This is a genomic window from Coleofasciculus sp. C1-SOL-03, assembly GCF_040220555.1.
Taxonomy (GTDB): Bacteria; Cyanobacteriota; Cyanobacteriia; order Cyanobacteriales; family Coleofasciculaceae; genus Coleofasciculus.
The window spans coordinates 108,852-127,441 of the sequence record NZ_JAVJUO010000058.1 but is presented as its reverse complement, the minus strand read 5'-3'; the positions used below and the strand labels follow the sequence as shown (position 1 = coordinate 127,441).

Here is an 18,590-nt window from a genome sequence, read left to right as displayed (position 1 = left end):
GGACAATGAAGTTAAAAACATCTCCAAGTCGGTGAAACCGATGGGGTTAAGTTCATCGGCAGGAGTTGGCAAGCCTTTGCAATAAGTTATCGTTGTCATCGCTTTTTGGCTACCTCCCTCAGTTCGGTCACTATTTTTTTGTGCTTATGACTTCGAGGACCATATTTACCAATTAAGTCAACAATATCATATCGACTCCGGACTACCAGCCGTCCGAGAAGCTCCGAAGCCAGCCGTTGAGTTCCCATCGGTGCACCCTGCAAGACCGTCACACAAAGTCGAGTAGCTGCTTGTTGGGGGGTAAACTAGACATTTCCTGATTATATCCGAGAAAATGTCTAGTTATGTCACTAATTGTCTAGATATTTACCGACTGTTAGTTAACCCCAACTTGCTTCGCTCTTATTAAGGTATTTTGCAAAAACAGTGTTGTAGGTTGGTTCCTTGGGTTTAAACCCAAGGCGGTTGGTGAGACTTGTTCACCTCACCAAACTTGGGACTCCAAAACGTCCCTTTTTTCGTCCAAAAATAAGCCACGTTTTTACATTTCCCCTGGCGAGACTTAGGATTCGCACAACGCAGCATCTGCTTGGACTGACCCTCTTTCTCATATTCATACAACTCCAACGGTTTCCCACACCTCGGACAAGCATACTCCGTCAACTTGGCTGGCTTCGCTGTCGGTGCGGGACGATCTGAACGCGGTAACTCATACTCCCCAGCCTTAGCATTCCAAAACATTACCGCCCCACATCCCCCTTGACGATTATCGCAACTGAGGAAATGATCCGCTTTCAGCTTCTGAGACTTAGAAAACACCTTAGTCATCAGACGCTGACATTTGGGACAGGGATAATCCGTGGGTTCCGTTTTTGGACGCCGTTTCGATTCACCCTTCGAGGTAGACTGAGATTGACTCGCTATCTCTGGAACTTGGGCAAACGCCGAGTTGAGCGCTGGAGCAAAATAATCCCGATTCCACCCAGTTAAATAATTCTCCCAATCCAAATTCCCTGACGCGATCGCATCTAAATCCGATTCCATCTTAGCGGTAAACTCTGGCTGAATTAGATCCGGTAACACCTGTGCCAAAAATGCATCCAATTCCATCCCCAGTTGGGTTGGCTGCAATTTCCCTTTACTTAACTGAACATAGTGACGCGCTTTCAACGTCTTAATTGTTGGCGCATAGGTGCTAGGACGACCAATTCCCGAACGTTCCATCACCTGTACCAGTTTGGGTTCGCTGTAGCGGGGGGGTGGCTGCGTCTGTTTCTTATCCGCACCCGCGTTATTTAAGGTAAGCGGTTGTCCTGGCTGTACTCGTGGTAATTGGGAATCGGCGGCAATATTATGCCAATAGCGAGTATAACCCGGTACAACTAACACTTGTCCCCTGGCTTCCCAGAATACATCCCCCGATTGGGTGATAATCCGAGTTTTGGATAATTGAGCTTGACAGCATTGAGTGGCGATCGCCCGACGCCAAATTAAATCATACAGCTTCGCCTCATCCCTAGTCAGTTGAGTCGATAATTGTTCCGGTGTGCGTTCAACATGGGTGGGACGAATTGCTTCATGGGCTTCTTGCGCCCCAGATTTAGAGCGATGGGCAGCTACCCTAGAGGGTACATTATCCGGGTCATGCTGCAAAAGCCACTGTTTTGCCGCTTGACAAAACTCTGGAGACAACGCCACAGAATCCGTCCGCATATAGGTAATATGCCCAGCTTCATAGAGGCTTTGGGCAATTTTCATCGTCACTTCTGGATTCAGCTTAAGTTTAGCACCAGCAGCTTGCTGAAGCGTAGAGGTGGTAAATGCGGCGGGGGGAGATTGCTTAACGGTTTTTCCTTCTACTGTGACAACATAATGAGAATGAGAGCGGGCGATCGCAACGAGTTGATCGGCTTCTTCCTGAGAGAGTACCCGCTTTCCTTCCGATACTGGCGTCTCCTCTCCCGCATCATCGGGTTGAGTCTTATTTTTATCCCTCGAATTCCGTCGTTGCGTCGTTGGCGGGTAAGTTCGACCAGCGTAAACAGCTTTAAATCCCTCCTGATAGTCTACCCACACCACCCAATAATCCTGGGGTTTAAACGCCAGAATCTCCTGTTCTCGCTTCACCAGCAGATGCAGTGTCGCACTCTGCACCCGTCCCATAGACTTACAGCCGTTATTCAAGCGCCAGACTAATCGACTCCCCTTATATCCCACCAACTTATCCAAACAATCCCTGGCGCGTCCGGCGGCGACTAAATTAGAATCAAGGGATTTCGGATGTGCGATCGCGCGATCGACGGCGGCTTTGGTAATCTCGGTATAGGTCACCCGCAAGGGATTTTTCAACCGCAAGGCTTGAGTCAAATGCCAACCAATCGTTTCCCCTTCTCGATCTGGGTCAGTCCCCAGGTAAATTCGGTCAGCTTGGCGAATAGCACCGCGCAATTCCGATAAAATTTTCTTAGCTTGTCCACTCCGGGGAACGTAGCGACAGTGGATGTGGGAACCGTCTAAATCAAACCCCAGAGAATCTTCACCATCATCGGCTAATTCCCGCACATGACCCATACTGGCTTTAACCGTCCAGCCAGCACCGAGAATGGACTTAAGTTTTTTCACCTTACCGCCTGATTCGATAATAAGTAGATTCGCCATGGCTGTTGCAACAAGACAAGGAAAATAAGGGATGCACAGGAATAGGAGGAGTTAAGAGAAAATTTTCGAGACTTGGCGAAATAACTAGAAACTATATTACAGCCGTTTCCGACTCGATGTGATCCACCCTTTCCCAGAGTCGAATAGGGCTTTCCCATAATTACTGTACTACACCCTGCTAGAAACGACTGTACTTGCTTACTCAAACACCCGTCCAGTAATCGAAGAAATCGATGCACTCCTTGAAAAACGGTAACTTATTCTACCCAGCATTCCCGGTTTTGACCAAGGGCGGATTTTGTTGAACGGTTATTTCTGAATAGGGCGGGTTTTGTTGTTCATTGATTAGTAACAAGCTATCACCAAATCTTTTCCATCAGCAACCTGAAACCGGGTAACTCTGGATCACCACTAACCTGCTCTGGGTTTTCCAACATTTGAACCTCCTCGTGACCATTATACTCGCCGAGTTTATCGTCTAAATCTTGACAATCCGGAACATGTGATAAATAATTGTATCCTGACTTGAATTGATCGAGGTTAGTATATGCAGCTTGGTCCTGGTTTTTGGGCGACATTCTATTATTATTTTACAGGGATGACCCTGGTTGTGGCTGTCTTAGCCTCGCAAGTGCTAGGTCTAAGTTTAACTCAACCCCTTCCGTATCGTTACGGTATTACCCTCGGTTTGGTCGCCGGATTAGTGGGGGCTTACTTCAATCGCAGCGTGACTTTTTCTCTAGAGTTTAAGAACAAAAAAGCCTTGACTAAAACCCTAAATAAAACCTTGTCTGATATGGGGTTTGAACCCAAGTCAGAAATCGATGATTTTGTGGTGTATCAACGTCCGGATTTGCGTAATATTTTTTCAGGTAAAGTGTTTGTGCAAATGGATAATGGCATAGCGACAATCATGAGTCGCGCCAGTATAATTAGACGATTGCGCCAGAAAATTGAACCTTAGCAGGAATAATTTATGGGAAAATCTGAGTTGGGGTTTATTTATTAGGGTGTTAGGGTAAACTTAAGCTCAAAGAATATGACCCTTCCCTAACCCTCCCCTTGGCAAGGGGAGGGAACTCTAATTGCTTTGGGGTAGGAGTTTAATGTTAAGGTAACAGGATTCAAAGTCTCACTCAGCTTTCTTTTGACCTAACGATTGCACTTGGCAAAATCCGCTAAAATCAATAAAGATTGCATCAGCCCTAAGCTTAACCCTAACCATGTATGAATTTGAACCAATACACAAGCGCTTTCCTCAAGTGCCAATAGAGCGGCGGTTCTATGCCTTCCTCATTGATTTTGTCGCCGTTTGGTTGATTAGTTCGATGGCGGGTGGAAATCCTTTTTTGCAAATGCTAGTGTTTATCGCGCTGTGGTTCGGTTTGCGTGTTGTATTGGTATCGAACAATCAAGGTCAGAGTTTAGGACGCTGGGCATTGGATATGAAAGTGCTGGATGCCAACTATGGTAAACTTCCAGGGCTATTGACGCTAACCAAGCGAGAAGGGATTCTGGGTGTTTGTGCGCTTTTAGCCATGGTTGGCTTAAATATCGGTTTTGCCAATGGAATCTCCATGTTGCTGTTAATTGCACCATTAGGGGTAGATTGTGGCATCGCTTTATCAGAACCCGAAACCCAGCAAGCGTTTCACGATCGCATTGCCCAAACCCTAGTGATTCAAACCCGTCGCGGCTTCTCTCTGGATCTGCGGATGAAGCGATGGGTTGCCCAAATCCGGCGTCGTATGCAAAAATAAGAGATTGTGTTTAAATTCACTCACGCCCTGATTTAATCTACTAGATGTAAGACTATGGCAAGTAAGAAAGGTGTCCGACTGGTTATAACCTTAGAATGTACGGAGTGTCGCACGAACCCCGACAAGCGAACTAATGGTGTCTCTCGCTACACCACGATGAAAAACCGTCGCAATACCACAGGGCGTCTAGAACTGAAAAAGTTCTGCACTCATTGCAATAAGCATACGGTGCATAAAGAAATCAAATAGCCATGTAACCATGGCAATGCATTCTAGACTAAATATTGATGACCACAAATCCCTAGTAACTGCCCATGACCTACTTTCGCAAACGCCTTTCTCCGATCAAGCCTGGAGAGCCAATTGACTATAAGGATGTGGAATTACTCCGCAAATTCATCACTGAACGGGGTAAAATCCTGCCACGTCGGATTACAGGTTTGACGTCTCAACAACAACGGGCATTGACCCGAGCCATTAAACGCGCTCGCCTCTTAGCCTTATTGCCTTTCGTCAATAAAGAGGGCTGATGCGACTCTTATAGAGTGAGAAGCGGTAAGCCAACCGCATCTGATCATCAACGGTGGTGTCAAATGATTGAATCCTTTGATACCCCGTCTAATCATTTTGGGATCACCCCATCACCCTTTAGACTAGATGTAGAGTCTAAAGACCAAGATAAACGACCGGGATTAGCAAAGCTGGTGGAAAAAGGAACACTTATCGAATTTCGTGTGCAAGGCGATCGCCATCTAGCGATTGTAGACCGTCCAGAGGGCAAAACGCGCTGGGCAGTTATCGACGAACACGGTCAATCTCACACGCTTCATCCCCGGCAAGTGACCTACGAAGTCCAGGATGGCAAATTTGACGTCTCAGAAATTCCTGACTTTCTCAGCCAAGTCGAACCCTATCTCGATCCATCTAGCTTAGAAGTCGCCTGGGAATTGCTGGTGGAAGAGGGAAAAGCGGTAACCTGTGCGGAAATGGCACAGCTTTTATTTTCAGACCAAAGCCCACCCCTATGTTATGCCGCTCACTGCTTGCTATCGGACGACAAACTCTACTTCAAACAAAAAGCCGATAGCTATGAACCGCGTCCCGCCACAAAAGTGGCAGAAATTAAACATCAGCAACTCGCCGCAGAATCAAAGCAGCGAGAGCAAGAGGAATTTTTAAGCCGCACTCAGCAGAAACTCAACGGCGAAGCGGTAGAGTGGCAAGAGAGCGATCGCACTCGCTTTGAACTCTTAGAACGGTTTGTCCTGTATCCGGAAAATTCGTCTCGTGCCGCCCAAGATATACTCGCTACCCTGGATCGCCCGCAAACTCCCCAAGCCGCATTCGATCTGTTGGTAGACTTAGGGATTTGGACGCCTCACGAGAATCTGTTTTTGCGGCGCTCATCTTACCCTGTTCACTTTCGTCGTGAGGTGCTTGACTTGGCGCAACAATACCTGGATTCTCCGCCTCCCGACCCCGATCAAGACCGCTTAGACTTAACTCATTTAAAGGTATACACCGTTGATGATGAGAGTACCTCAGAAATCGACGATGGGTTGAGTTTAGAACAACTTGATGACGGTAGAGAGCAGTTGTGGGTTCATATTGCTGATCCAACCCGCTTAGTTAGACCCGAAGACGAACTGGATCGAGAAGCCCGACGGCGCAGTACGACACTGTATTTACCGACGGGCATGATTTCCATGTTTCCGCCGGAACTGGCAACGGGTCCAATGAGTTTGGTTGAAGGTCAAGTTTGCCCATCCCTGAGTTTTGGCGTGATCCTGGATGAAGATGGCAGTGTTCAAGACTACCAGATTCACCCCAGTCTGATTAAACCCACCTATCGCCTCACCTACGAAGATGTGGATGAAATGTTGGAACTGGGGGTGAAGGCTGAACCGGAAATCGCCGCGATCGCGAAATGGGCAAAGCGTCGCCAAGAATGGCGATCAAGTCAGGGTGCGATTAATATCCACATGCCAGAGGCGGTGATTAAAGTCCAGGATGAGGATGAGATCATCATTCAGGTTTTAGAGGACTCCCAAGCGCGGCTCATGGTCGCCGAAATGATGATTCTAGCTGGGGAAGTGGCTGGACGCTATGGTCAAAGCCATCAAATTCCGCTCCCCTTTCGGGGACAACCTCAGCCAGAACTGCCCTCGGATGAAGAACTGCTGGTCTTGCCCCCCGGTCCAGTGCGCTTCTGTGCCATGCGTCGCTGTATGCCTCGCAGTGAAATGAGTATTTCTCCCCTGCGTCATGCAGGTTTGGGGTTGGAAACTTATACCCAAGTCACTTCTCCTATCCGTCGTTATACGGATTTGCTGAATCATTTTCAGCTAAAAGCCCACCTGCGCGGTGATCCTTTACCCTTTTCGGCTCAATACCTGCAAGAAACCATGCAGGGCGTGACGACAGCCGCATCAGAAGCCGCGATGGTGGAACGCCAAACTAATCGTTATTGGGGATTGGAATATTTACGGCGTCACCCGGATCAAGTGTGGCAAGCGTTAATGCTGCGTTGGTTGCGCGAACACGACAACTTAGGTTTGATTCTGTTAGAAGATTTAGGGTTAGAGTTGGTAATGCGGTTTAAGCGATCTGTGAGACTGGGCGATCGCTTGGATGTTCAGGTCACTCATGCTGATCCCCGTCAAGATGTGATTCAGTTTCGAGAACTGATAGATCAGGCGGTTGAACCTGCGGCTACTTAGAAGATAGGGAAGATGGGGAAGATGGGGGAGATGGGGGAGATAGGAAAGATGGGGAAGTTTCAGTGAAATGTCCGTTGTAGGGGCGGGTTTTACTATTAACGGGAAGCTTTTCACCCAGATATCTTTAAACCCGCCCCGATAGAGTGCAGTTATCTTCAATAAAGGATAAATGACGTAGCTTGCTTCTCGCGAAGCGAGTATGACGAATGACGAATGACAAATGACAAATGACAAATGACGACTGGCTCGAAATTGGTAAAATTGTTGCTCCTCAAGGGTTAAAAGGAGAATTACGAGTTTATCCGAATTCAGATTTTCCCGAACGCTTCGAGAAACCGGGACAACGTTGGTTAAAGCGATCGCATGATAGCCAACCGCAACCTGTGGAATTATTAGGGGGACGTTACGTTCCCAATAAAGGCATTTATATAGTAAAACTTGCTGGAGTAGAAAACCGAGATCAAGCCGAAGCTTTACGAGGTGTAACGCTGCTAGTCCCAGAGAGCGATCGCCCACAGTTGGGAGAGAATGAATACCATGTTCTCGATGTGCTGGATTTAGAGGTTTTCAACCAGTTAACTGGGGAATTGGTTGGTGTCGTGGTGGATGTGATTCCAGCAGGAAACATGCTTTTAGAAGTCAAACGCCACCAGCAACCTGAACCAACACCAGCTAAACCGGAAGCGCCACCTCCGAACAGAATTAGTAAGCAACGGAAAGTCAAGAAAAAACCATCCCAACCCGTAACTGTTTTGATTCCTTTTGTCGATGAAATTGTGCCAGTGGTAGACCTAGAAAATGGTCGGATCGAGATTACACCGCCTCAGGGTTTGCTATAATTTTTTTTACTGAAGTATTTCTTTGAATAGAACCTATTTTGATAAGTAGTCGGACAAAAGAAAACGGCACTATATCAAGTTTCGTAAATAGTCCTCAAACCCTTACAAAGTAAGAATGACGCTGGTAAAAAGGCAATAGGCAATAGGGGAAAGAGAGAGGGGGGTTTTTTTGAAAGCAAAGAAAAGACAATCTAGATGCACATTTCATTTGAAAACGCTATAGTGAATTAAAGAGTTAAACGTCAAGTCTCCGCTGATACTTTATGGCGTTTCTATGGGCAGCGCGGCGATTCTGAGAGCGATTTCGGTGAACAAGATTAAACCAGATGCGGTGATTTTGGAGTTGCCTTTTGCTCGCCTAGTCAATACGATCAGGAGTCGTTTAAGGTATCACAATATTCCGGCATTTCCTGTCAGGTTTTCAGAAAACCAGTGATTTTCTAAGCTATTCGCTTACCTTTACTTCTCTACTGTAATATGTCCTCGTTCAAACAATGCCATGATCTCAGATCCAATTTCCTGATTAGAACAGAGATGCGTTCATTAGTAGATCTGTTTAAAATAATGACAAAGAGGCGAAGTTAGCGTCAAAACTATGAAAGCCATATCTGAATTCCCCACAACTTTACCCGATCACACCCAACTCCCAGAATCGGATGGTACGTTTGTCATTTGTCCTTTGTAATAGTTTGAGGACTATTTACCAATAACCTGACTTAAAACCCTATCCATACCGCCATGTCCAAGACCAGAATTTTGCAAGAAGGACAATCTTATACCTTTCGTTCCTATTTTGAGATGCCCTACGAGGCAGAGGAAATTCTGGCTGAGTTTGATTATACCTTAGTGCGATCGCGTTTAGTTTTGCCAGCAAGCGATCGCCCCTTTCAAGGACTCCCAGAATTGAAGCAGCGCTTGGAAGATGCCTTGTTGATTGTCAGCTTAAGTAGTGAAGCCGCACGGCGGGAAGCGTTAGTCTTTCCAGTGTTACTGGAAGTTGCCCGCTTTTGCCAATGTCAGATTCGCATTGAGTATCCCTTAAGCGTCAATAATTGGTTGAAAGGCAATCTAGACTACTTACTCCGTCGAGAAAACAGCTTTCTAGTAGTTGAAGCTAAAAACGATGACCTTTCCAGGGGGTTTACTCAGTTAGCGGTGGAACTAATTGCTTTAGCGCAAGCCGAAGAAAAAGAGGTACTATATGGAGCTGTAACTATCGGCAATGTTTGGAATTTTGGCAAATTAGACGCTAATCAATTAAAGATTAGCCAAGACATTACCCTTTATCGCGTCCCTGATGACATAGAGCAACTTATTCACATCCTTATGGAAATTGTCGCTGGAAACTTTTCTGACTGAATGAATTACAAAGCTAATTAGGGGCTGCTGAATAAGTCTGGTGGTGGGGAGAGGCAATAGGGAATAGGCTTTCTTGCAATGGTTTCAACCCTTAATGTCAATAATGGCTCTCATCCTTGTAGTGCGAGCATCTTGCTCGCTACCTATTCCCAATTTAAATGCATGACAGCCTACTTAGAGAAATCGGCTTAAATCAAAATCCTCTTCAGGAACCTCTTTTTTAAACCGTTCTGCATTCAAAACTAACAATAATCGTTCTGAATAATCCACCGCCCCCCGCAACTCGTCTCGTAATATCTGTAACCCACCGTTAGCATATTCTTCAAAAATATGAATCCGTTCCTCCTCGGCTTTGGCATCAAAGGAGGAGAGAATCTTGGCATCTTTGGTTTCGACAAGCGCCAAGAGTTTAATCAGGGCGTCATATCCCCTCGACACAAATATCTCTAGCCCAATCGGTGCAGGTTCTTTCTTGGCAATCGTTCCCAGAGGCGATCGCTTCTTGCGCTTGATCCCCAACGCTGCTGCAAATGCGATAACGTCGGCATAGGTTTGAAAGGGTCCGGTTGTCTCGGCTGATACGGTTAAGGCTTTGACTAAATCGGCTTGATCTCTAGCAATTCGGATGCGATTGACGCCCATTCCCCTGACATCCTCCTATTTTCGTCATTTGTCATTCGTCATTTGTCATTTGTCATTCGTCATTTGTCATTTGTCATTTGTCATTTGGTCGGGGCGGGTTTTGCAGCCAAGCTAGAGATAACAATCAATATTAGTCCCTAAACCCGCCCCTACACACAGACGCTCCATGGCTCGTCTGGAACATGGCTTCCCCTGCTCCCCCATCTTCCCCTGCTTCCCCTGCTCCCCCATCTCCCCCATCTCCCCCATCTTCCCCACCCGACATCCTACCGAGTTTGCTGAATGTACAGTAAAATACCCCGTGCGATCGCCTGGGCGATGCGGCTGCGAAATTCCGGTGTGGCAAGTCTCGGCGCATCCTCAGCCCCGGTGACAAACCCCACTTCCACTAAAGCTGCGGGCATAGAAGTCCGTCGGATGACATAAAATCTGCCTCGCTTTACGCCGCGATTCCGCATTCCGGTACTCTGTAATAGACTGTTTTGAATCGCTGCGGCTAGCCCTCGCCCGTTGGCATAGTAATAGGTTTCCACACCATTCACATCGGGACGATTCAGGCTAATCGCATTGGCGTGGATACTGACAAATAGGTCAACATTGGTTTGTTCCGCCAGTTGCACTCGTCCTCTCAGGCTAATAAATCGGTCATCCGATCGCGTCAATATCGTTTGTACACCCTGTTGTTCTAAAAGTTCTGCAACCTGGAGAGAAATGGGCAAAATCACGTTTTTCTCCTGCAAGCCACCAATCCCCACAGCACCAGGATCTTTGCCCCCATGTCCTGGATCAAGCATCACCACAACGCGACTATTACGAACCCCAGGAAAGACAGTTGGGGGCGGTGAACTACTGGGCGGTAATCGTTCCGGTGGCGGTACGGGAAGCGTACCCGTTGGCGGTGAAGTGACTCTCCTCTGTCGCAGGGATAGGGCTAAAAGTTGATCGCTGGGTTGATTGAGTTCGCCAATCTGGGTATTTCGATCCGGTTGAACCACAATCACCACGGTACGCGAATCAGGCTGGCGTAGTCTCACCTGAGATAACGGACTATTGACACCTAGCTGAGGTCCTTGGATGCGATCAGCCAGTTGAGCATCTGGAATGGTAATTTGGAACTGGTTGGCGCTGGGATTCCAATTTTCCCGCGCCCGAATCCGTCCATTCGCCCGGATTAATAATTGAGTGCCATTTTGGGCGATTTGCACCGATTCAATCGTGGCGAGATTCGTAGCCGCCGTGGGTTCCCGATCGGATTGTCGCCCCGGTGACTCCTGAAGCTGCGACGCCGGAACTCCCCGGGGTAATAATACCAAACCGCCAACGGAACTATAATTCATCTGCCAGTCGGGACTCTCGCGATTCACGTTTAATGTGATGCGAGTTGGGGATGAACCCGACGATTGGGACAATTGAATTTGGCTAACCCCATAGCGATTCACCGACACCGTTTGATTCCGTAAGTTTGGGGGTAGGGTAATCCCTTCTACATCAAACTTAATGGTTTGGCGATCGCGACTGCGTTGCACCTGAATCTCTTTGGCTTCCCCTTCATTGGTGCGAATGAAAAACCCATCCCGTGTCACCTGAATCGGATCAAGTTGCACATTTGACTCGGTTCTGTCGGGAGAGGGTTCCGGTGGTGTGGGACGAGGTACGGGTTGGGGGGGAGGAGTTGTCGGCGGTAGGGGACGAGGTGCGGGTGTGGTTATCCGCTGCGGTTCAGGAAGTTGTACAAACCACTGTCTCGGCGACGCCCCCCGAAACTGAATCTGTTGGGGATCTATGGTATAACCCGGTGCAATTTCTACCACAATCCGCGTCGTCTGGCGGTCAAACTGTCCCACCCGAATTTCGCGAATCCCTCCCCCCACCGGCTGGCTGACGCTGGGGCGTCCCAATGTTGTACCGGGTAAATCGATAACCAGGCGCAGGGGATTCGGAATCAGTTGGGCTGTGGGTTGAACACGACCATCTGTGGTAAATTCCAGTTGATTTTGACTCGCATCAAAGCGCCACAGCAGAAGTCTACCAGCTTCTGCGGGTAATGAAACCAGAAACGTACTCCAGAAGCTAAGGAGTAGCAGTAGCCACTGAATTTTCCTCATTCCCCTACCCTCACGATTAATCGTCTAACTGCCAATTGCTTGCTCAATGTCAGCCTGGTCTAGTTTACGTCCAATTAGCACTAACCGAGTTTGGCGAGATTCGCCGTTGTGCCACAGTCGATCATAGAATGAATCGAAGCGATTGCCGACTCCTTGTAAGACTAGGCGCATGGGTTTATTGGGTACAGACACAAAGCCTTTGATCCGGTAAATCTCCTGCTGTTGCACGAGTTGTTGCAGTTTGGCGATTAGGGTTTTGGGTTCAAAGGCTTGATCGGATATAAATTGGACGGAATTAACCTCGTCATCATGGTCGTGGTCGTCCTCGGTATCATGATGACTGGGACGGCTATCTAAATTATCCTCGACGGCGGCGTTGAACCCGAGTAAGAGTTCCGGCTGAATTTGCCCTTGATCACAAGGGATAACTTTGACGCCTGTGGGTAATTGATGCTGTAACCAGTCTTTGATCCTCCTCAGCGTCGCCTGATCCACTAAATCTACCTTCGTCAGTAAGACTAAATCTGCACAAGCCAATTGGTCTTCAAAGAGTTCCTCAATTGGGGTTTCATGGTCTAAATTCGGGTCAGCTTGGCGTTGGGCTTCTAGGGCGTTGAGATCACCCACCAAGGTTCCAGCGGCTAACGCTTGACAATCCACCACCGTGATCACTCCATCCACGGTAGCACCGTTGCGAATGGGAGTCCAACGGAAGGCTTGAACTAAGGGTTTGGGTAACGCTAATCCAGAGGTTTCAATTAGCATACAATCGATGCGATCGCGCCGTTGTAAGAGTTGCTGCATTGTCGGGTAGAATTCTTCCTGAACGGTGCAGCACAAGCAGCCATTAGTCAGTTCGACAATATTATCGTTGGGATTGTCCTCCTCATCGCAAATTTGACAGGAACGCAATAACTCGCCATCAATACCCACTTCCCCAAACTCATTCACCAGAACCGCTATTTTACGTCCTTGGTTGTTTTGTAGTAAATGGCGCATCAACGTGGTTTTGCCAGAACCGAGAAAGCCGGTAATTACAGTTACGGGAATTTTATGCATGATTATTTTACCTCAGGATAAGGGTGGAATTCGTGCTAAGATGCCTTTTTTTAGGGGTTCAGGTCGTTTTGACCAAGGCAATAAACCATCGGGTTGGCTATGGTACAAACTGGCACAGTCTAATATAGCCGCCGCTGTTTTGGGTAATGTTTCTAAATCTACGGGTAAATCCCCAAATAGATACGTATGTTTATCGGGTGCAGCTAAAGAAACAGCACAAGGGCGACTACAAGCACTCATACATTCAACCGCTTGAATTTTAAATTCATCCCGGAGTGACCAGTTTTGGTGGAGTTCCTGCAAAGGTTCTAGCAGTTTTTCGCCACCACTTTGACCGACTCGCTTGCCATCTTTCCAGGTACTGGCGCAGGTTGTACAAACAAATAAGGTATGTTGATTCATGTTGATTCAGTCATATAGCGTTTTCATTTGGATCGTCAACATAGCAATGCTGTAAAAAGGCAATAGGCAATAGGCAATAGGCAATAGGCAATAGGGTAAAGAGTTTGTTTTAACAAAAAAAGGACATTTAGACAAACATGGCATTAGAGGTTGTCGTTAGGGTTGAGAGGGTTTATTCCAATCGCTTAACTGGTCTTCCAGTTGACGAATTGTTTTCGGAAATGGCATCGTCTTGGGTAAAGATAAACGTGACACTAATACCTGCCAAACCTCCCATAAAATGGGGACATCCAGGTGTAATTCGGCTAACCTATTACCTTGACTAAAAATATTTTGCGCTTCTCCTGACATAATCAGTTGTCCTTCATGTAAAATACACATCCAATCTGCCCATTGATAAGCAAAGTTTAGATCATGAGTAGCAATCACTAGAGTCGTTCCAGCGGCATGAATCCGTTCTAACTCCTCCAGGAGATTGCCCGTTTGCACGCTATCTAAATAAGCCGTTGGCTCATCTAATAATAACAGTTCAGGTTGCCGTGCCATCACTCCCGCTAAAGCTACTCGTCGTTTTTGTCCTAAACTCAGGTGATGTAAGGGTTGGTCTGCTAAATCTTGTAAGCCAAATTCGGCTAATGTTTGTTCAAGCCGCTGCTTGATTTCTACCTGAGATAATTTCAGAGTATACAACCCATAAGCAATATCCTCAGCTACCGTTCCAGCGACTAATTGTTGTTCTGGATCTTGAAACGCTAGTCCGATTTTTTGTCGCCACTGATTTAGGGAATGGCGGTCATATTTTAATCGTTCGCTTGCCCAGCGAATTTGTCCATGCTGGGGTTTTAAGAGTCCATCGGCTAAGAATAATAGGGTTGATTTACCCGACCCATTTTGACCGAGTAAGGCAATCTTTTTTGTAGCTGTAATGTAAATATTTAGTCCATTCAGCGCGGGTTTATCTCCCCCAGGATAAGTATAATAAATATTTTCTAATTCTAGTAATTTCTCGCTCATATAGCAAGTCTATTTTAGTTATACATCTCGGCTGAATCAAAGGAACCTAAAACAGGAAATAAACAACAAATCACATAAGACATAAGACGAAATACAAAGGACGAATGACAACTAACTAACTCAACTCCTACCAATCCCCCACAACCCAAAACAGCTTCCACTGCATAGCGTTTGGAGTAGCGATAGTGATGGAGTAAGCCAACCGGAAAGTCCCCCGTAAAGCCTCGTGTTGCCAATCCCAGGGAAAATTGATGATAACGTTGTAATGTCCGCAAAAATAATTGTCCCACCAGGAGTCCTAAACTATGCATGGTTAAACGCCAAGTGCGATAGCCATTTCGCGCCTGTTGTGCTAATTTTAACTCCTTTGCCGTTTTGAGCAAGATAAACACAAAGCGATACATTAATAGCAGGATATCTGTGAGAATAACTGGCACGTTTAGCCGTCGCATCGTCTGCACAATTTCGATAAAGGGGACAGTACAAAGGATAAAAAACAGACAAGACATGCAAGCCAGCGATCGCATGAACACAACGCCAGCTTGTTGACTCCCGCTGCGACTGATATAAAGATACCAGGAACCCAGATTAATGCCACCCCATTGATCGGTTTGGGCAAACTCAATTTGAGTCGTGGGGGCGATATTCACGATTAAAGCGGGTAAACCCAGGAGTAAGAATAGAGACGCTAGGGCGATTAATCGCAAGTAAACTCGCCAGCGAATTCCGGCATAACCGACTGTCCATATCCCCATCCATAATATAATCAGAAATTGAGTCGGTGCATGGCTAAAAATACTAATGAATAATACTACCAGCGCGAAGCCCAATTTCTGGACGGGGGGAAGATGACGCAGACGATTCCGGTACGCGATCGCATCAATTTCCAGAGTCATGTTTGTTGATTTAGTCAGACTGTTAATTCCGTTCTGATCGCCCTTTGTATCGTCCAATAATAAAGCCGACAACTCCCGCACCAATTGCCCCCTGGGAAACAAATAACAAAGATTCCGTTTCACCACCAGGCGGTTCGATTAAGGGTTCAAACCAAGGTTCATAGTCAGGGTTAACCTCGCCAATTACAGCTTCGGCTTCACCATCAGCCCCACCAAATTCCGAGTCCCGAACGATTAACAATGGCACAATGGCGAGACCGACAACTCCTAATACCAATATCCAATTATTCCACCCTTTTTTATCCATTTTCACCGTTTAAGACCCTCCTTTAACCAAATTCAATACGGCTAATTCCTCGCGACTGTAGGACATTAGCCAGTTCCACACCAATACAGTTAATAATCCTTCACTAATTGCCAAGGGAATTTGAGTCACCGCGAAAATCCCAGCAAACTTGAGAAATGAAGCCATAATTCCCCCAGTTGCAGCCGGAAATGCCAGCGCTAACTGGAGAGACGTAACCATATAAGTGAGCAAATTCGCCAAAGCAGCGGCGATAAAAATAGCGAATTTCTGCGCCCCACTGACTTGCATAATCAAGCGATACGTTCCATAAGCGATAAACGGTCCCACAACTGCCATAGAAAACGCATTTGCCCCCAATGTTGTTAAACCGCCATGTGCCAACAACAGGGCTTGAAACAGGAGAACTAAACTCCCCAATACACTCATCGTTAATGGACCAAACAACACCGAACCCAATCCCGTTCCTGTGGGATGGGAGGAACTTCCGGTTACCGACGGTATTTTTAAGGCAGATAAGACAAAAGCAAAGGCACCTGATAGCGCCAGCAGCACTTTTAATTCCGGATTTTGCTGGGAAATTTGTGTGATTGAACGCAATCCAAGACTAAAAAAGGGCAGAAAGACAACCCACCAGAAAATTGCCCAACCTGCGGGTAAAAAACCCTCCATGATATGCATGGCAAAGGCGGGCGGTGGGGCAAAGATGATTAAGCCCAAACTTAACCCAGCGATTAAGACTAAATTGATTATCCGTTTTTTTCGCTTCATTGACAAAATTACCTCTATTCGTAGGGTGTGTTAGCGTAGCGTAACGCACCTCGGTATTTTTCGGAGAATTTGATCGCATTCCAGGTGAGAACACTGTGTATCAAACCAAGGGCAATTCCCCAAACAGCATTTTTGACAAAAATCCGCCCAAGTATACTAACAGTTAAACCATGTCCTCCCATTAATTGCGCTGTGAGTAAAATCGTTCCTTCAAACAGAACATAGCCGGCGATGACAGCCGCACCAAACCAAAGCCAATGACCTGTAAAATTACGCTGGCTGAACTTGGGTTTGATGGTGGCGAGTAGGGTCACCACAAGAGTTCCTAACCCCATAACCAAACCCCAAGTAAAGGCTTCTAAAGTACGGGGATATTGACGGATGGTAAAGCCATACAATTGATTGGCAAACCAGATAGTCATCGCAGCCATAACCGCCTGTTTGCGGTGTAGGGTTGTTCCCGTCACAGCAGCAAAACCAACCAAGGGAGAGTGAGGGTAAATCAGACTGCTAGCGCTAGCGATCGCGATGAGGGAAAATAGCCAGAGGCGACTGTGGGCAATTGCTTGCCAAGCCTTTGACCACAGGTTCGATGGTGTCTGCGGCGAAGGCTTTTTCACCAATTTCGTATTCATCATAATTTTTGGGTTTGGTCAATTGACCAAAAGTTTCTTTTTGTCTAGGGCGATAGCGTCCCTAGTCGTTGATTTACAGGTTATGAATAGCTTGAGATGAGATGACTCTGAATCTGTAACTATCTAGCGATGGAGTTCTAATTAGACGGAAAGGAACATCCGACCTCAATTCGAGTCACCTCAGTTTATCGAATCGTTCCTCTGGCATCAGGGCGTTCTGTTGCGATCGCCTCACCCATTCTAATTGTGGCAAATTTAGACTATGCACCATCCGTACCTCGCAGATGAATGTTAACGTTTCTTCCACATCGGCGGGCATTCTGACTCAGAAACCCTAACGAATTTCATTACAGTTGCGGGACAGTGCCGGATTTACACCGAACTTTCCCCGTTACCTCTAATGGCTGATCCCCATCAGAACCGACTTAGATTAATACTCTACCACGTCGGTTCTACGATTTGGGGATTGGGGATTAGGGATTGACGATTGGGCGAACCTTATACACTCTTGTGTTGGCATAAAACCGCGATATCGGGGCGCATAAGCGAGAGTTCCTACAAACGCAAACGTTACTCCTCATTTGCCAGACGTGCCATGACACCTGTGGAACATCGCTCCCCATCTCCTTTGAATCACCACAAAACCTGTGGCAAAAGTATAAGCTGGGTTTATAGAGATAGTTAGCTTAATCTATAAAACATGATTAAATCCTGGATGGTAATTGGGGCTGTAACCGTGTTAGTGGCGTTGGCTGGTAACTGGTTAACCTCCGATGATGTCCGCTGGTTCAACCGCCTGCGCCGCCCCCGATGGTTGACGTTTGAGGCGGCGATTCCTTTCATCTGGACAGTTATTTTCATTTGTGGGGGATGGTCTGCTTATGTGGTATGGGAAAGTAATCCGGGGAGTCCTCAAACGTGGTTGATTTTGGGGTTATATTTGTTGTTGGAAATAGTAACAATTGCCTATACGCCAGTAATGTGCCGACTTCGCAGTCTCAAGGTAGGGACGATGATTGGCGGGACAGGGGCTATATTGAGTATTATTTTGGCACTGTTGGTTTATCCTATCTCGGTTTGGGCTTCTGTGTTGCTATTACCTTATATTATTTGGAGTCCGATTGGAACCTATACGACGTGGGCGATGATTCGGCTAAATCCAGAATCTGAATAGGGGCGGATTGAAGTATATTTAATTGAGCATATATCACCTTGGGTGATCGTACAGGGGTGACCCACTTGTACAAATCCACAACGGTGTTCATTCAATTTGATCGGGTCGCCCTTTACGCAATTTTAATTGATATGCAGCAACGGCAGAGTTTATGACTTGATTTTACCTTTTACTGTTAAATAATGGGTTAAAATCTGCCCAATCATTGCGGTAAAATCAGTTACAAATGCAGTGATAAACAAAATGGAAATT

The 18,590-nt window shown here is 46.6% G+C and carries 19 protein-coding genes, 1 pseudogene and 1 riboswitch; of the genes and pseudogenes, 8 read left to right on the top strand and 12 right to left on the bottom strand.

Features of this window, described 5'->3' with window-relative positions; genetic code table 11:
* Window positions 1-167: 167 nt before the first annotated feature.
* Window positions 168-272, bottom strand: a pseudogene (locus tag RIE73_RS08725) (IS607 family transposase); the annotation flags it as partial.
* Between the two features lie 178 nt (window positions 273-450).
* On the bottom strand, window positions 451-2,658 hold the full coding sequence (gene topA / locus RIE73_RS08720; protein WP_446400817.1) for a type I DNA topoisomerase: 2,208 nt from the start codon (window positions 2,656-2,658) through the stop codon (window positions 451-453).
* Between the two features lie 547 nt (window positions 2,659-3,205).
* Here topA and RIE73_RS08715 point away from each other — a divergent pair.
* The 7 genes from RIE73_RS08715 (at window position 3,206) to RIE73_RS08685 (ending at window position 9,336) form a co-directional block, all read left to right on the top strand.
* Entirely contained in the window at window positions 3,206-3,622 is a 417-nt protein-coding gene (locus tag RIE73_RS08715; protein ID WP_446400816.1) for a hypothetical protein, read from the top strand.
* Between the two features lie 259 nt (window positions 3,623-3,881).
* The gene (locus RIE73_RS08710; RefSeq protein ID WP_446400815.1) at window positions 3,882-4,418 is read left to right on the top strand and encodes an RDD family protein; all 537 of its coding nucleotides are present in this window, start codon (window positions 3,882-3,884) and stop codon (window positions 4,416-4,418) included.
* A gap of 54 nt (window positions 4,419-4,472) precedes the next feature.
* A complete protein-coding gene (gene rpmG, locus RIE73_RS08705) occupies window positions 4,473-4,667 on the top strand; it encodes a 50S ribosomal protein L33 (protein WP_446355835.1) in 195 nt (64 codons plus the stop codon).
* Window positions 4,668-4,732: 65 nt separating this feature from the next.
* Entirely contained in the window at window positions 4,733-4,948 is a 216-nt protein-coding gene (gene rpsR / locus RIE73_RS08700) for a 30S ribosomal protein S18 (RefSeq protein WP_446400814.1), read from the top strand.
* Between the two features lie 174 nt (window positions 4,949-5,122).
* Window positions 5,123-7,138 carry a ribonuclease catalytic domain-containing protein gene (locus RIE73_RS08695; protein ID WP_446400821.1) on the top strand — a complete coding sequence of 672 codons (2,016 nt, stop codon included), beginning with the start codon at window positions 5,123-5,125 and terminating at the stop codon, window positions 7,136-7,138.
* Between the two features lie 227 nt (window positions 7,139-7,365).
* A complete protein-coding gene (rimM, locus tag RIE73_RS08690; protein ID WP_446400813.1) occupies window positions 7,366-7,977 on the top strand; it encodes a ribosome maturation factor RimM in 612 nt (203 codons plus the stop codon).
* A 738-nt stretch (window positions 7,978-8,715) separates the two neighbouring features.
* The gene (locus RIE73_RS08685; protein WP_446400812.1) at window positions 8,716-9,336 is read left to right on the top strand and encodes a hypothetical protein; all 621 of its coding nucleotides are present in this window, start codon (window positions 8,716-8,718) and stop codon (window positions 9,334-9,336) included.
* A gap of 174 nt (window positions 9,337-9,510) precedes the next feature.
* Here RIE73_RS08685 and RIE73_RS08680 read toward each other — a convergent pair whose 3' ends face one another.
* The 10 genes from RIE73_RS08680 to RIE73_RS08635 form a co-directional block, all read right to left on the bottom strand.
* On the bottom strand, window positions 9,511-9,978 hold the full coding sequence (locus tag RIE73_RS08680; protein ID WP_446400811.1) for a DNA phosphorothioation-associated protein 4: 468 nt from the start codon (window positions 9,976-9,978) through the stop codon (window positions 9,511-9,513).
* A gap of 266 nt (window positions 9,979-10,244) precedes the next feature.
* A complete protein-coding gene (locus RIE73_RS08675) occupies window positions 10,245-12,083 on the bottom strand; it encodes an N-acetylmuramoyl-L-alanine amidase (RefSeq protein WP_446400810.1) in 1,839 nt (612 codons plus the stop codon).
* Between the two features lie 24 nt (window positions 12,084-12,107).
* A complete protein-coding gene (gene cobW, locus RIE73_RS08670) occupies window positions 12,108-13,142 on the bottom strand; it encodes a cobalamin biosynthesis protein CobW (RefSeq protein WP_446400809.1) in 1,035 nt (344 codons plus the stop codon).
* A 12-nt stretch (window positions 13,143-13,154) separates the two neighbouring features.
* Window positions 13,155-13,544 (bottom strand): DUF1636 family protein, encoded by a 390-nt coding sequence (locus tag RIE73_RS08665; protein WP_446400808.1) that lies wholly within the window; start codon window positions 13,542-13,544, stop codon window positions 13,155-13,157.
* Window positions 13,545-13,700: 156 nt separating this feature from the next.
* Window positions 13,701-14,558, bottom strand: coding sequence for an energy-coupling factor ABC transporter ATP-binding protein (locus RIE73_RS08660; RefSeq protein ID WP_446400807.1), 858 nt, complete (start codon window positions 14,556-14,558; stop codon window positions 13,701-13,703).
* Window positions 14,559-14,572: 14 nt separating this feature from the next.
* Window positions 14,573-15,454, bottom strand: coding sequence for a cobalt ECF transporter T component CbiQ (cbiQ, locus tag RIE73_RS08655; RefSeq protein ID WP_446400806.1), 882 nt, complete (start codon window positions 15,452-15,454; stop codon window positions 14,573-14,575).
* 22 nt (window positions 15,455-15,476) lie between these two features.
* The gene (locus RIE73_RS08650; RefSeq protein WP_446400805.1) at window positions 15,477-15,761 is read right to left on the bottom strand and encodes an energy-coupling factor ABC transporter substrate-binding protein; all 285 of its coding nucleotides are present in this window, start codon (window positions 15,759-15,761) and stop codon (window positions 15,477-15,479) included.
* A 9-nt stretch (window positions 15,762-15,770) separates the two neighbouring features.
* Window positions 15,771-16,529 carry an energy-coupling factor ABC transporter permease gene (locus tag RIE73_RS08645; protein ID WP_446400804.1) on the bottom strand — a complete coding sequence of 253 codons (759 nt, stop codon included), beginning with the start codon at window positions 16,527-16,529 and terminating at the stop codon, window positions 15,771-15,773.
* Window positions 16,530-16,543: 14 nt separating this feature from the next.
* Window positions 16,544-17,167 (bottom strand): hypothetical protein, encoded by a 624-nt coding sequence (locus RIE73_RS08640; protein ID WP_446400803.1) that lies wholly within the window; start codon window positions 17,165-17,167, stop codon window positions 16,544-16,546.
* A gap of 172 nt (window positions 17,168-17,339) precedes the next feature.
* Window positions 17,340-17,483 (bottom strand): hypothetical protein, encoded by a 144-nt coding sequence (locus RIE73_RS08635; protein ID WP_446400802.1) that lies wholly within the window; start codon window positions 17,481-17,483, stop codon window positions 17,340-17,342.
* Window positions 17,458-17,604, bottom strand: a riboswitch (cobalamin riboswitch). Its footprint overlaps the gene before it by 26 nt.
* A 260-nt stretch (window positions 17,605-17,864) precedes the next feature.
* On the opposite strand from RIE73_RS08635, the gene RIE73_RS08630 reads away from it, so the two are divergent.
* Entirely contained in the window at window positions 17,865-18,338 is a 474-nt protein-coding gene (locus tag RIE73_RS08630) for a TspO/MBR family protein (RefSeq protein WP_446400801.1), read from the top strand.
* The last annotated feature ends 252 nt before the right edge of the window (window positions 18,339-18,590 follow it).